This window comes from Bradyrhizobium diazoefficiens, from assembly GCF_016616235.1.
Lineage (GTDB): Bacteria > Pseudomonadota > Alphaproteobacteria > Rhizobiales > Xanthobacteraceae > Bradyrhizobium > Bradyrhizobium diazoefficiens_H.
Genome location: NZ_CP067100.1, coordinates 501,313 through 514,693 on the forward strand (window position 1 = coordinate 501,313; position 13,381 = coordinate 514,693).

10 protein-coding genes are annotated in these 13,381 nt (G+C 64.7%); 8 read left to right on the plus strand and 2 right to left on the minus strand.

Annotated elements, in window-relative coordinates; translation table 11 throughout:
* Positions 1-151: 151 nt before the first annotated feature.
* Both JJB99_RS02390 and JJB99_RS02395 read right to left on the minus strand, forming a co-directional pair.
* Positions 152-2,722, minus strand: a complete 2,571-nt coding sequence (locus JJB99_RS02390) for an ABC transporter permease (RefSeq protein ID WP_200497221.1) — start codon at positions 2,720-2,722, stop codon at positions 152-154.
* Positions 2,719-3,438 (minus strand): ABC transporter ATP-binding protein, encoded by a 720-nt coding sequence (locus JJB99_RS02395; RefSeq protein WP_200497222.1) that lies wholly within the window; start codon positions 3,436-3,438, stop codon positions 2,719-2,721. Before JJB99_RS02395 ends, JJB99_RS02390 begins: the two co-directional genes overlap by 4 nt.
* 55 nt (positions 3,439-3,493) lie before the next feature.
* On the opposite strand from JJB99_RS02395, the gene JJB99_RS02400 reads away from it, so the two are divergent.
* The 8 genes from JJB99_RS02400 to JJB99_RS02435 all read left to right on the plus strand — a co-directional run bounded on the left by JJB99_RS02400 (position 3,494) and on the right by JJB99_RS02435 (position 13,370).
* Complete coding sequence (locus tag JJB99_RS02400; RefSeq protein WP_200497223.1) at positions 3,494-4,129, plus strand: arylesterase; 636 nt, start codon at positions 3,494-3,496, stop codon at positions 4,127-4,129.
* 172 nt (positions 4,130-4,301) lie between these two features.
* Positions 4,302-4,838 (plus strand): RNA 2',3'-cyclic phosphodiesterase, encoded by a 537-nt coding sequence (gene thpR, locus JJB99_RS02405; protein ID WP_200497224.1) that lies wholly within the window; start codon positions 4,302-4,304, stop codon positions 4,836-4,838.
* Between the two features lie 209 nt (positions 4,839-5,047).
* On the plus strand, positions 5,048-6,235 hold the full coding sequence (zapE, locus tag JJB99_RS02410; RefSeq protein ID WP_200497225.1) for a cell division protein ZapE: 1,188 nt from the start codon (positions 5,048-5,050) through the stop codon (positions 6,233-6,235).
* Positions 6,236-6,489: 254 nt separating this feature from the next.
* Positions 6,490-7,458, plus strand: coding sequence for a malate dehydrogenase (mdh, locus tag JJB99_RS02415; protein WP_014490623.1), 969 nt, complete (start codon positions 6,490-6,492; stop codon positions 7,456-7,458).
* Positions 7,459-7,664: 206 nt separating this feature from the next.
* Entirely contained in the window at positions 7,665-8,861 is a 1,197-nt protein-coding gene (sucC, locus tag JJB99_RS02420; protein ID WP_200497226.1) for an ADP-forming succinate--CoA ligase subunit beta, read from the plus strand.
* Positions 8,862-8,865: 4 nt separating this feature from the next.
* A complete protein-coding gene (locus JJB99_RS02425; RefSeq protein WP_200497227.1) occupies positions 8,866-9,345 on the plus strand; it encodes a DUF1579 family protein in 480 nt (159 codons plus the stop codon).
* Between the two features lie 33 nt (positions 9,346-9,378).
* Positions 9,379-10,263: a succinate--CoA ligase subunit alpha gene (gene sucD / locus JJB99_RS02430; RefSeq protein WP_148755124.1), complete on the plus strand. Its 885-nt coding sequence runs from the start codon at positions 9,379-9,381 to the stop codon at positions 10,261-10,263.
* A gap of 137 nt (positions 10,264-10,400) precedes the next feature.
* Positions 10,401-13,370 (plus strand): 2-oxoglutarate dehydrogenase E1 component, encoded by a 2,970-nt coding sequence (locus JJB99_RS02435; RefSeq protein WP_200497228.1) that lies wholly within the window; start codon positions 10,401-10,403, stop codon positions 13,368-13,370.
* Positions 13,371-13,381: the final 11 nt, after the last annotated feature.

Below are 13,381 nucleotides of genomic sequence, written 5' to 3' on the forward strand. Positions count from 1 at the left end.
ACCCATTCGATATGTGGGAAACTAACACATTCGCCGCAACCGTCCACGCGCGGCTGAATGTCGCCCTCACTCATAATCCTGGCGCAGGCGGACGTGGTTAATCGCGGGAATCGTGCGATTCCGCTCCAGTGCGGCCGGCCGCTACACTTTGTCACAAATTCCGCAACACCGTGGCGGGCTTTTTGTTCAATGCCAGCAGCGTGCCGGCAAGCCCGAGCCCGACGGTGACGATAAGGGCGGCCGCGACCACGCCGGCGGCGCTGCCGGCCTGCCAGACGAAGCTCAGGGTCATCAGCCGCGTCACGATCATCCAGGCCGCGATGCTGCCGGCGATCACGCCGAACACCGCGGTGGCAAGCCCGATCAGGAGGTATTCGAGGGCGTAGGCGCCGAGCAGCCTCAGCCGGGTCGCGCCCAGGGTTTTGAGGATCACCGCATCGTAGACGCGATGACGGTGGCCGGCCGCAAGCGCTCCGCCCAGTACCAGGATCGCCGAAATCAGGGTCACGGCGCTGGCGCCGCGGATCGCCAGCGCGAGGTTGGTCACGACCGCGCCGACCGTCTCCATCACCTCGCGCACGCGCACGCTGGTCACCATCGGATAGGCGTCGGCCACCTGTTTGATGATCTTGCCGTCGCCGGTCGCATCGCCGCCGGATTCGGTCAGCGTCGCGATGTGGGTGTGCGGCGCGCCTTTGAAGGCGTTCGGCGAGAACACCAGCACGAAATTGATGCCCATGCCCTGCCAGTCGATCGTGCGCAGATTGCCGATTTTGGCCGGGATGTCGCGGCCGAGCACGTTGACCACGATCTCGTCGCCGAGCTTGAGGTCGAGCCCGTCGGCGATCTTCTTCTCCATCGAGACCAGCAGCGGTCCGGAATAGTCGGGGCCCCACCATTCGCCCTCGACCACCTTCGAGCCCTTCGGCAATTCGCCGGTATAGGTCAGACCGCGGTCGCTTTGCAGCACCCATTCGGAATCGGTGGTCGGCTTGAGGTCCTCGGCACGGACGCCGCGCGCGGCGACGATGCGGCCGCGGAGCATCGGCACGTCCTCGACCTTCGCGCCGGGCGCGATCTGGCGGAGATAGCCGTCGAACTGTTCGGCCTGCGTGCTCGGGATGTCGATGAAGAAGAACGACGGTGCGCGCTCCGGCAAGGCTGCCAAGAACTGCCGGCGCAGATTGCCGTCGATCTGGGTGATGGTGACGAGCACGGCGAGCCCGAGTCCCAGCGACAGCACGACCGACGGCGTCAGCGCGCCGGGCCGGTGGATGTTGGCGATCGCCAGCCGCAGCATCGGCAGGCGCGTGCGCGGCAGGCGCCGCGCGATGGCCATCAGCAGCGCGGCGATGCCGCGCAGCAATGCGAACACGACGACGGAGGAGGCCACGAACACCGCGGCGATGCGCTTGTCGAAGGAGAGGCCGATCACGACGGCGATCAGCAGCGCGACCACGATACCCATGAACACGACATAGCCGAGGCGCGGCCGGTGCCATTCGGAGCTGATGGTGTCGCGGAACAGCGCGGCGACCGGCACATCGTGCACGCGCCCGAGCGGCCACAGGCCGAACGCGAGCGCAGTGAGCAGGCCGTAGACGAAGGCCAGCGCGAGCTCGCCGGCATGCACCGCCGGCACCACCGGCAGCGGCAGCAGTTTTCCGAACAGGCCGACGATGGCGAACGGCATCGCGGCGCCGAGCGCCAAGCCGATCACCGACCCGATCGCGGCGAGCAGGATCACTTGCGCGAGATAAATGCCGAACACGTCGCGCCCGGTGGCGCCGACCGCCTTGAAGGCCGCGATCACCTCGAGCTTGCGGTCGATATGGCTCTTCACGGCATTGGCGACGCCGACGCCGCCGACCAGCAGTGCGGCAAGGCCGACCAGCGTCAGGAATTGCGTGAAGCGGTTGATGTTGCGCTCGAGCTGCGGTGAGGCATTGGAGCGGCTGCGGATCTCCCAGCCGGCCTGCGGCGCCGCGTTGCGCGCATCGTTGATGAAGGTTTCGGTGGCGCGCTCGCTGTTGGCGCCATCAGGCAGCTTCACCCGGTAGACCCAGCGCACCAGGCTACCGGGCTGGATCAAACCGGTGGCGCGCAGGCCCGCCTCGCTGATCAGGAAGCGCGGACCGAAGCCGATGCCGCCGGCGAGCTTGTCGGGCTCGGCCTCGACGGTCGAGCGGATCTGGAAGGTTGCCGAGCCAATGGTGACGCGGTCGCCGGTCTTCAGCGAGAGCCGCGCCAGCAGCGTCGGATCGGCGGCCGCGCCGAACGCGCCGTCGTGCTCGGCGAGCAGATCGGACAACGGCATCGGCGGCGCCAGCGTCAGCTGACCCAGCATTGGATAGGTACCGTCGACGGCCTTCATTTCGACCAGCGCGAGCTTGCCGTCAGTCGAGCGCGCCATGCCGCGCAGGGTCGCCGCGACCGAGACGGTGCCGCGCGAGCGCAGGAAGGCAACCTCGTCGGGCTTGGCCTCGCGCTGGAACAGCACGAAGGAGACGTCGCCGCCGAGCAGCGTGCGGCCCTCGCGGGCGAGACCGTCGGAGAGGCTCGCCGACACCGAACCGACGCCGGCGATCGCCATCACGCCGAGTGCGATGCAGGCGATGAAGACGTAGAAGCCGCGCAAGCCCCCGCGCAGTTCGCGCAGCGCATAGCGCATTGACAACGCGACGGCGCTGGGCTTCGCGAACGGTTCGGCCACAGCACTCATGCCGGCGCAGACTGCGTGTCGATGCGGCCCGAGCGCAGGCGGATGACGCGATCGCAGCGATGGGCGAGCGAAGCATCGTGCGTGACCAGCACCAGGGTCATGCCGCGCTCGGCATGCTTGGTGAAGAGCAGATCGACAATCTGCTTTCCGGTGGCCTCGTCGAGATTGCCGGTCGGCTCGTCGGCAACGAGAATGGCGGGATCGGGCGCCAGCGCACGCGCGAGCGCGACGCGCTGCTGCTCGCCGCCCGACAGCTGCGTCGGATAGTGATGCAGGCGATCACCGAGCCCGACCGATTGCAGCTCCTGCGCCGCACGCTTGGCCGCATCGGGATTGCCGGCGAGCTCGAGCGGCACGGCGACGTTCTCCAGCGCCGTCATGGTCGGGATCAGATGGAAGGACTGGAATACGATGCCGACCTGGCGGCCGCGGAAGCGGGCCAGCGCGTCCTCGTCGAGGGCATTGAAAGGCGTGCCTGAGACCACCACCTCTCCGCTATCAGGACGCTCCAACCCTGCCATCACCATCAGCAGTGTGGATTTGCCCGAGCCTGACGGGCCGATCAGGCCGATCGTCTCGCTACGGCCGACCCGCAGGCTGATATCCTTGAGGATGTGAACGCGTGCCGCGCCCGTACCCAATGAGAGATTGACGTTGGAGATGGCGATGGTGTCCGCGGCAGCGGCGAGCGAAGAGGAAGAGATGCGAGTGTCCATGGTCCGGTCATATGGCAACTCCGCACGCGCGGTCGAGAGGCGTTACGGATTGTTCATGCACATAGCCGTGTTGATGCTCGCTTTGATGACGATTGCGAAACCGGCTTGGGCGGACGCGACAAAGCCGGTCAAGCTTGTCGTTCTCGGCGATTCCTTGAGCGCGGGCCTTGGCCTTCCGGGTCAGGAGGCATTCCCCATCAAGCTTCAAAAAGCCTTGCAGGCCAAAGGCATAGCTGTCGAGATGACCAATGCCGGGGTGTCCGGCGACACCGCCTCCGGCGGCCGCGACCGGCTCGACTGGTCGGTGCCCGATGGAACCGATGGTGTCATCGTCGAGCTCGGCGCCAACGACGCGCTGCGCGGCATCGATCCCGATCTGACGCGCAAAGCGCTGACCGAGATCGTCCAGCGCCTCAAGGCGCGCAAGATTCCGGTGATGCTGTGCGGCATGCTGGCGCCGCCGAATTACGGCGCCGAATACGCCGCGCGCTTCAATTCGATTTATCCGGATCTGGCAAAACAATTCGACGTGCCGCTTTATCCGTTCTTCCTCGACGGCGTCGCCGCCGACGCCAAGCTCAACCAGGCCGACGGCATTCATCCGACGGCAGTCGGCATCGACATCATTGTCGGCAAGATCATGCCCACAGTGGAGGCATTCCTTGGCACGATCAACGAGCAACGGCGTTGAAAAACAGGCAGCACTAACCCTAATTCCCAGGGTTTTCCCGGGGTGAGGCGCGGCATGCTTCGCAGAGTCACACAACTGCGATAGGAATCAGGGTACCGGTGATTCGTCACCGGCTCTAATTTGGATATGATCCATCCTGGGGATCATGCCCAAGCATCGGGAGTGCGAAACGATGCCGCGTTTGTTCACTGGTCTGGAAATTCCGGCCGAGATCGGCCAGTCGCTTTCCAATCTCAGGGGCGGCCTTCCCGGCGCCCGGTGGATCGATCCCGAAAATTATCACGTCACCTTGCGCTTCATCGGCGATATCGACGGCGTCTCCGCCAACGAGATCGCCTCGATGCTGTTTCGCGTCGATCGCAAGCCGTTCGAGGTCAAGGTGCAGGGGCTGACCAGCTTCGGCGGCCGCAAGCCGCGCGCGGTGGTCGCCACCATCGCGCCGAGCAAGCCGCTGATGGACTTGCAGGCCGAGCTCGAACGCATGATGCAGCGGATCGGTCTCGACCCGGAAGGACGCAAGTTCATCCCACACGTGACGCTGGCTCGGCTGCACGACGCCACCGACCGTGATGTCGCTGATTATCTCTCGCTGCGCGGCTACTTCCCGAGCAAGGTGTTCATGGCCGAACGCTTCGTCCTGTTCTCGTCCCGCGCATCGACGGGTGGTGGGCCGTATGTGGTCGAGGACGCCTACGAGCTGTGTGAGTAGCGAGGCTCTCGTGCCCCGGGCGCTGCGCAGCGCGAAGCGGTGCTCTGCCGAGCCGGGGTCCATTGCTCCACGATCGATGAACGAAACGGTGAGTCCCGGCTCTGCGCAGCAGCGCAAGAGCGCTGCAGCGCGTCCGGGACACGGAACGCATAGCGCCCCGCACCAATTGACGGCTTGCAATTTCCGCCGGTCTCTGGCGGTAAAGAGCCATGCTCTCCACCCCCAATTCCACCTTCCGCGAAGCGTACCAGGCCCAGATCGCGTCCGGCGCGATCGAGCCCGATGCTGCGCAGGCCGAGGTCGCCGAGGCGTATGCGGCGCTCGATCAGCGGCTCGCGACTTACAAGCCGCAGCGCAAGCAGGGCCTGCTCAGCCGCTTGTTCAGTAACGGCGATAAGGACGAGGCGCCGCGCGGGCTCTACATCCATGGCGAGGTCGGCCGTGGCAAGACCATGCTGATGGACCTGTTCTTCCAGCACTCGACGGTCGAGCACAAGCGCCGCGCGCATTTCCACGAATTCATGGCCGACGTGCACGAACGCATCTACGACTATCGCCAGGGCATTTCGCGCGGACAGATCCCGGATGCCGACGTCATCGCGCTGACCGCGCAGGCGATCTTCGAGGAAAGCTGGCTGCTCTGCTTCGACGAATTCCATGTCACCGACATCGCCGACGCGATGATCCTGGGACGCCTGTTCGCAAAATTGTTCGAGCTCGGCACCGTCGTGGTCGCCACCTCCAACGTCGCGCCCGACGATCTCTACAAGGGCGGCCTCAACCGTTCGCTGTTCCTGCCCTTCATCAAGCAGATCACCGACCACATGGATGTCGCGCGGCTCGACGCGCGCACCGACTTCCGCCTGGAAAAGCTCCAGGGCGTGCCGATGTGGCTGACGCCGGCGGATGGCGATGCGGACGCAGCGCTCGACCGCGCCTGGTCGAAGATGTCAGGCGGGGCCAAATGCAAGCCGCGCGACATTTCGATCAAGGGCCGCATCCTGCACGTGCCGTGCTCGGCCCATGGCGTGGCGCGGTTTTCGTTTGTCGATCTCTGCGAGAAGCCGCTCGGGGCATCTGACTACCTCCGGCTCGCGCACGACTATCACACCATCCTGGTCGACCATATTCCAGTGATGGATTTCTCCCAGCGCAATGCCGCCAAGCGCTTCATCACGCTGATCGACACGCTCTATGACAATGCCGTGAAGCTGATGGCCTCGGCCGATGCCAACCCGATCTCGCTCTACCTCGCCCACGAGGGCACCGAGGCGATGGAGTTCAAGCGAACCGCCTCACGCCTGATCGAGATGAGCTCGGAATCCTATCTGGCGCTGGCCCACGGCCGCAAGGATTCCACCGCCAGCGGCTCCACCAAGGGACTGGTGGAGACTTAAGTCCTATTGTCAGCGCTGTCATTCCGCGGGCTCGCGGAGCGACGAGCCCGGAATCCATCGCGCCACCAATTCTGCCGCCCGATGGATTCCGGGCCTGCGCCTGTCGGCGCATCCCGGAATGACAGACGGGGTATGCTGGCCGCTGTCTCGGCAAGCCCGACAAATGGGCATCCCCCGACTTGAACGGGGGAGGCGAAAGGGATAACCACCCGTCTCAGTTTTCCCCTCCTTACGTGTCTAAAGGACAGGTTCACATGGCGCGCGACAAGATTGCTTTGATTGGCTCCGGCCAGATCGGCGGAACGCTGGCTCACCTCATCGGCCTGAAAGAGCTGGGCGACGTCGTGATGTTCGACATCGCCGAAGGCGTGCCGCAGGGCAAGGCGCTCGACATCGCGCAATCCTCGCCGGTCGACGGTTTCGACGCGCACTACACCGGCGCGAACTCCTACGAGGCGCTGGACAATGCCAAGGTCTGCATCGTCACCGCCGGCGTGCCGCGCAAGCCCGGCATGAGCCGCGACGACCTTCTCTCCATCAATCTCAAGGTCATGGAGCAGGTCGGCGCCGGCATCAAGAAGTACGCCCCCGACGCCTTCGTCATCTGCATCACCAACCCGCTCGACGCGATGGTGTGGGCGCTGCAGAAGGCCTCCGGCCTGCCGCACAAGAAGGTGGTCGGCATGGCCGGCGTGCTGGATTCGGCGCGCTTCCGTTACTTCCTGGCCGACGAGTTCAACGTCTCGGTCGAGGACGTCACCGCTTTCGTGCTCGGCGGCCATGGCGACACCATGGTGCCACTGGTGAAGTACTCCACCGTCGCCGGCATCCCGCTGCCCGACCTCGTCAAGATGGGCTGGACCTCGCAGGCGCGCCTCGACGAGATCGTCGACCGCACCCGCAACGGCGGCGCCGAGATCGTCAACCTGCTCAAGACCGGCTCGGCCTTCTACGCGCCGGCAGCATCCGCGATCGCGATGGCCGAGAGCTATCTGCGTGACAAGAAGCGCGTGCTGCCTTCGGCCGCGTACCTCAACGGTGAATACGGCGTGAAGGACATGTATGTCGGCGTTCCCGTCGTGATCGGCGCGAAGGGCGTCGAGCGCGTCGTCGAGATCGAGCTCGCCGGCAAGGACCGCGAGGCCTTCGACAAGTCGGTTGGCGCGGTGCAGGGCCTGGTGGATGCCTGCAAGAAGATCGCCCCCGATCTTCTCGGCCGCTAAGGCGCAAACAATCCCGCCGAAGCTCGCAGGCCGGTCTTCGGCGGTTTCGTTTCCGGCACCCTCTGACCGGGGGGTCCCGGTTCGGCAGTCCAGAGATCCTCGAAGTCAAAGAATCCGGGTTGCAGTTCCTGTGGTATATGGTATGCCAGCCACAAGACTGAGGTGGGCCCTTGAGGTCACCGCCCGCGGGTTCAGGGAGCGACCATATGAATATCCATGAGTACCAGGCCAAAGCGCTGCTGAACGAGTTCGGCGTCCCGATCTCCAAGGGCGTTCCAGTCCTGAGTGCCACTGATGCAGACGCGGCGGCCATGGCCCTGCCCGGTCCGGTCTGGGTGGTGAAGAGCCAGATCCACGCCGGCGGCCGCGGAAAGGGCAAGTTCAAGGAAGCCTCGGCCGGTGACAAGGGCGGCGTCCGCATCGCCAAGTCGGCCGCCGAGGTCGCCGAGTTCGCCAAGCAGATGCTGGGCGCAACGCTCGTGACGGTGCAGACCGGCCCCGCCGGCAAGCAGGTCAACCGCCTCTACATCGAGGACGGCTCCGACATCGACAAGGAATTCTATCTCTCCATCCTGGTCGACCGCGAGACCTCGCGCGTCTCCTTCGTGGTCTCGACCGAAGGCGGCGTCAACATCGAGGACGTCGCGCACAACAGCCCCGAGAAGATCGTCACCTTCTCGGTTGATCCGGCGACCGGCATCATGGGTCATCACGGCCGCACCGTCGCCAACGCGCTGAAGCTCTCGGGCGATCTCGCCAAGCAGGCCGAGAAGCTCACGGCCCAGCTCTACGCGGCGTTCGTCGCCAAGGACATGTCGATGCTGGAGATCAACCCGCTGGTCGTGACCAAGCAGGGCCAGCTCCGCGTGCTCGACGCAAAAGTGTCGTTCGACGATAACGCGCTGTTCCGTCATCCCGAGGTGCTCGCGCTGCGCGACGAGACCGAGGAAGACGCCAAGGAAATCGAAGCGTCCAAGTACGACCTCAACTACGTCACGCTCGACGGCAACATCGGCTGCATGGTCAACGGCGCCGGTCTTGCCATGGCGACGATGGACATCATCAAGCTCTACGGCATGGCGCCTGCCAACTTCCTCGATGTCGGTGGCAGCGCCAGCAAGGAGAAAGTCGCGGCCGCCTTCAAGATCATCACCGCCGATCCCAACGTGAAGGGCATTTTGGTCAACATCTTCGGCGGCATCATGAAGTGCGACGTGATCGCCGAAGGCGTCACGGCTGCGGTTCGTGAAGTCGGCCTCAGCGTGCCGCTGGTGGTCCGCCTCGAAGGCACCAATGTCGAGCTCGGCAAGAAGATCATCCGTGAATCCGGCCTCAACGTGGTGCCGGCCGACAATCTCGACGACGCCGCGCAGAAGATCGTGAAGGCCGTCAAGGGAGGCTAAGGCCATGGCCCAAGACCATCTCGCCGCATCATCTCCGCTTGCAGAGCACGCGCGTCTCGCCGCGTTCGCCGGCGAATGGGATGGCGAAGAGATGGTCTTCCCGTCGCGCTGGACCGAAGGCGGGCCGGCGACCTCGCGCACTGTCGCGCGCATGGATCTCAACGGGTTCTACCTGATCCAGGACTCGGTGCAGATGCGCGACGGCAAGCAGGTCTTCGCCACCCATGGCATCTTCACTTACGACCGCGACGACCGGACCTACAAATTGTTCTGGTACGATTCGCTCGGCTACACGCCGCCCTCGCCCGCGTCCGGCGGCTGGGTCGGCAAGACCCTGACGCTGGTGCGCGGCTCGCTCCGCGGCAACGCGCGCCACGTCTACGAGATCATCAATGAGGATTCCTACTCGTTGAAGATCCAGTTCTCGCCGGATGCGGAAGGCTGGGCCGACGTGCTCACCGGCGTCTACCGCCGCATCCACTGACCATTCACTCGTTAGTTCGCGAAAGCAGACCTCATGTCCATCCTGATCGACAAGAACACCAAGGTCATCTGCCAGGGTTTCACCGGCAAGAACGGCACCTTCCACTCGGAGGCCGCGATCGCCTATGGCACCAAGATGGTCGGCGGCACCTCGCCGGGCAAAGGCGGCGCGACCCATCTGGGCCTGCCGGTGTTCGACACCGTCCGGGAGGCGCGCGAGAAGACCGGCGCCGATGCCTCGGTGATCTACGTGCCGCCGCCGGGCGCGGCCGATGCGATCTGCGAAGCCATCGACGCCGAGATCCCGCTGATCGTCTGCATCACCGAAGGCATTCCTGTTATCGACATGGTCCGCGTGAAGCGCTCGCTGGCCGGCTCCAAGTCGCGCCTGATCGGGCCGAACTGCCCCGGCGTCATGACCGCCGGCGAGTGCAAGATCGGCATCATGCCCGCCAACATCTTCAAGACCGGCTCTGTCGGCATCGTCTCCCGCTCCGGCACGCTCACCTATGAGGCCGTGTTCCAGACCTCGCAGGAGGGCCTCGGCCAGACCACCGCGGTCGGCATCGGTGGCGATCCGGTCAAGGGCACCGAATTCATCGACGTGCTGGAGATGCTGCTCGCCGACCCCAAGACCGAATCGATCATCATGATCGGCGAGATCGGCGGTTCCGCCGAGGAAGACGCCGCCCAGTTCCTCAAGGACGAGGCGAAGCGCGGCCGCAAGAAGCCGATGGTCGGCTTCATCGCCGGAGTCACCGCACCTCCCGGCCGCCGCATGGGTCATGCCGGCGCGATCATCTCGGGCGGCAAGGGCGATGCCGGTTCCAAGACGGATGCGATGAAATCCGCAGGGATTACAGTGTCCCCGTCTCCCGCCCGTCTTGGCCATACGCTTGCCGAAAAGTTGAAAGGCTAATTCACTTCTTCGTACTTTTCCGGGCGAAGTTTCGCAGCAAATAGGGTAAATGGTGCCTGTCGCGCTGAGCCTCTGCCGGGGAGCTCAGCGCCAGCGCCGTTTGTTATGCGCGAACCAAAATCGCCAGGAACTCAAGTATGTCTCGCCAGGACGCGAACGCAGCCTTTGCCCTCTCATCCTTTTTGCAGGGCACCAACGCCACCTACATCGACGAAATCTACGCCCGCTACGAGAAGGACCCCTCCTCGGTCGACGCCGAGTGGCAGGAGTTCTTCAAGAGCCTCCACGACCAGCCCGCCGACGTCCGTAAGAATGCGGAAGGGCCGTCCTGGGAGCGCGACAACTGGCCGCTGACCCCGCAGGACGACCTCACCTCCGCCCTCGACGGCAACTGGGCGGAGGTCGAGAAGGCGGTCGGCGCCAAGATCGCCGCCAAGGCGCAGGCCAAGGGAGGCGATAAGGGGGCTGCGCTCTCCTCCGCGGACGTGCTCCAGGCGACGCGCGATTCGGTCCGCGCCCTGATGCTGATCCGCGCGTACCGCATGCGCGGCCACTTCCACGCCAAGCTCGATCCGCTCGGCATCGAAGCACCGAAAAACCGCGAAGAGCTCGATCCGCGCACCTATGGCTTCGTTGAGGCCGATTTCGACCGCAAGATCTTCCTCGATCACGTGCTCGGTCTCGAATACGCCACCTTGCGCGAGATCACCGCGATCTGCGAGCGCACCTACTGCCAGACGCTCGGCGTCGAGTTCATGCATATCAGCAATGCCGCGCAGAAGGCCTGGATCCAGGAGCGCATCGAGGGGCCGGACAAGGAGATCTCGTTCACCCGCGAAGGCCGCAGAGCCATCCTGATGAAGCTGGTCGAAGCCGAAGGCTTCGAAAAATTCTGCGACACCAAGTTCACCGGCACCAAGCGCTTCGGTCTCGATGGCGGCGAATCGCTGATCCCCGCGCTCGAGCAGATCATCAAGCGCGGCGGCAATCTCGGTGTGAAGGAAGTCGTGCTGGGCATGCCGCATCGCGGCCGCCTCAACGTGCTGACGCAGGTGATGGGCAAGCCGCATCGCGCCCTGTTCCACGAGTTCAAGGGCGGCTCGGCCAACCCTGATGCGGTCGAAGGCTCGGGCGACGTCAAATATCACCTCGGCGCCTCCTCGGACCGCGAATTCGACGGCAACCGCATCCATCTGTCGCTGACCGCCAACCCCTCGCATCTCGAGATCGTCGATCCCGTGGTGCTCGGCAAGGTCCGCGCCAAGCAGGACCAGCACGGCGATCCCCCTGACATGCGCATCTCCGTGATGCCGCTCTTGATGCACGGCGACGCCGCGTTCGCCGGCCAGGGCGTGGTTGCGGAATGCTTCAGCCTGTCGGACCTGAAGGGCTACCGCACCGGCGGCTCCGTGCACTTCATCGTCAACAACCAGATCGGCTTCACCACCTATCCGCGCTACTCGCGCTCCTCGCCCTACCCGTCTGACGTGGCGAAGATGATCGACGCGCCGATCTTCCACGTCAACGGCGACGATCCGGAAGCCGTGGTGTTCGCGGCGAAGGTCGCCACCGAATTCCGGCAGAAATTCCACAAGCCCGTCGTCATCGACATGTTCTGCTACCGCAGGCATGGCCACAACGAGGGCGACGAGCCGGCGTTCACCCAGCCGGTGATGTACAAGCGGATCGCGGCGCATCCATCGACGCTCGAGCTCTACGCCCGCCGCCTCATCAGCGAAGGCGTGATGACACAAGGCGAGGTCGACAAGGCCAAGGCCGACTGGCGCGCGCGGCTCGATGCCGAGTTCGAGGCCGGCACCTCCTACAAGCCGAACAAGGCCGACTGGCTCGACGGCAAGTGGGCGGGCTTCAAGATCGCCGACCAGGAAGAGGATGCGCGACGCGGCGTTACCGGCGTCGACATCGCCGCGCTGAAGGAGATCGGCCGCAAGATCACCAAGGTGCCGGACGGTTTCCGCGTCCACCGCACCATCCAGCGTTTCCTCGAGAACCGCGCCAAGGCGATCGACACCGGTGCCGGCATCGACTGGGCGACTGGCGAGGCGCTGGCGTTCTGCACGCTGCTCAACGAAAACCATCACGTCCGCCTGTCCGGACAGGATTCGGAGCGCGGCACCTTCTCGCAGCGCCACTCGGTCCTGATCGACCAGGAAGACGAGAGCCGCTACACGCCGTTCAACCATCTCGGCCACGAGCAGGGCCATTACGAGGTCATCAACTCGCTGCTGTCGGAAGAGGCGGTGCTCGGCTTCGAATACGGCTATTCGCTTGCCGAGCCGAACACGCTGACCCTGTGGGAAGCCCAGTTCGGCGACTTCGCCAACGGCGCACAGGTCGTGTTCGACCAGTTCATCTCCTCGGGCGAGCGCAAATGGCTGCGCATGTCCGGTCTCGTCTGCCTGTTGCCGCACGGCTATGAGGGCCAGGGACCGGAGCACTCCTCGGCGCGCCTGGAGCGCTATTTGCAGATGTGCGCGGAAGACAACATGCAGGTGGTCTATCCGACCACGCCGGCAAATTACTTCCACGTGCTGCGCCGCCAGCTGCATCGCGAGATCCGCAAGCCGCTGATCGTGATGACGCCGAAGTCGCTGCTGCGTCACAAGCGGGCGGTCTCGCGGCTCGAAGAACTCGCCAAGGGCACGACCTTCCACCGCATCCTCTATGATGACGCCCAGATGCTGCCGAACGAGGCGGTCAAGCTCGTTCCTGACGAGAAGATCCGCCGCATCGTGCTGTGCTCCGGCAAGGTCTATTACGACCTCTACGAGGAGCGCGAGAAGCGCGGCATCGACGACATCTATTTGATGCGGGTCGAGCAGCTCTATCCGGTGCCGCTGAAGGCGCTGGTGGCCGAGCTGTCCCGCTTCAAGAAGGCGGAAGTGATCTGGTGCCAGGAAGAGCCCCGCAACATGGGCGCCTGGCACTTCATCGAGCCCTATCTGGAATGGGTGCTGAACCAGGTGAACGGCGCGAGCCGGCGTCCGCGTTATGTCGGCCGCGCCGCTTCCGCCGCGACCGCGACTGGTCTGATGTCCAAGCATCAGGCGCAGCTGAAGGCGTTCCTGGACGAAGCACTGAGCTAATCGAAATTCCA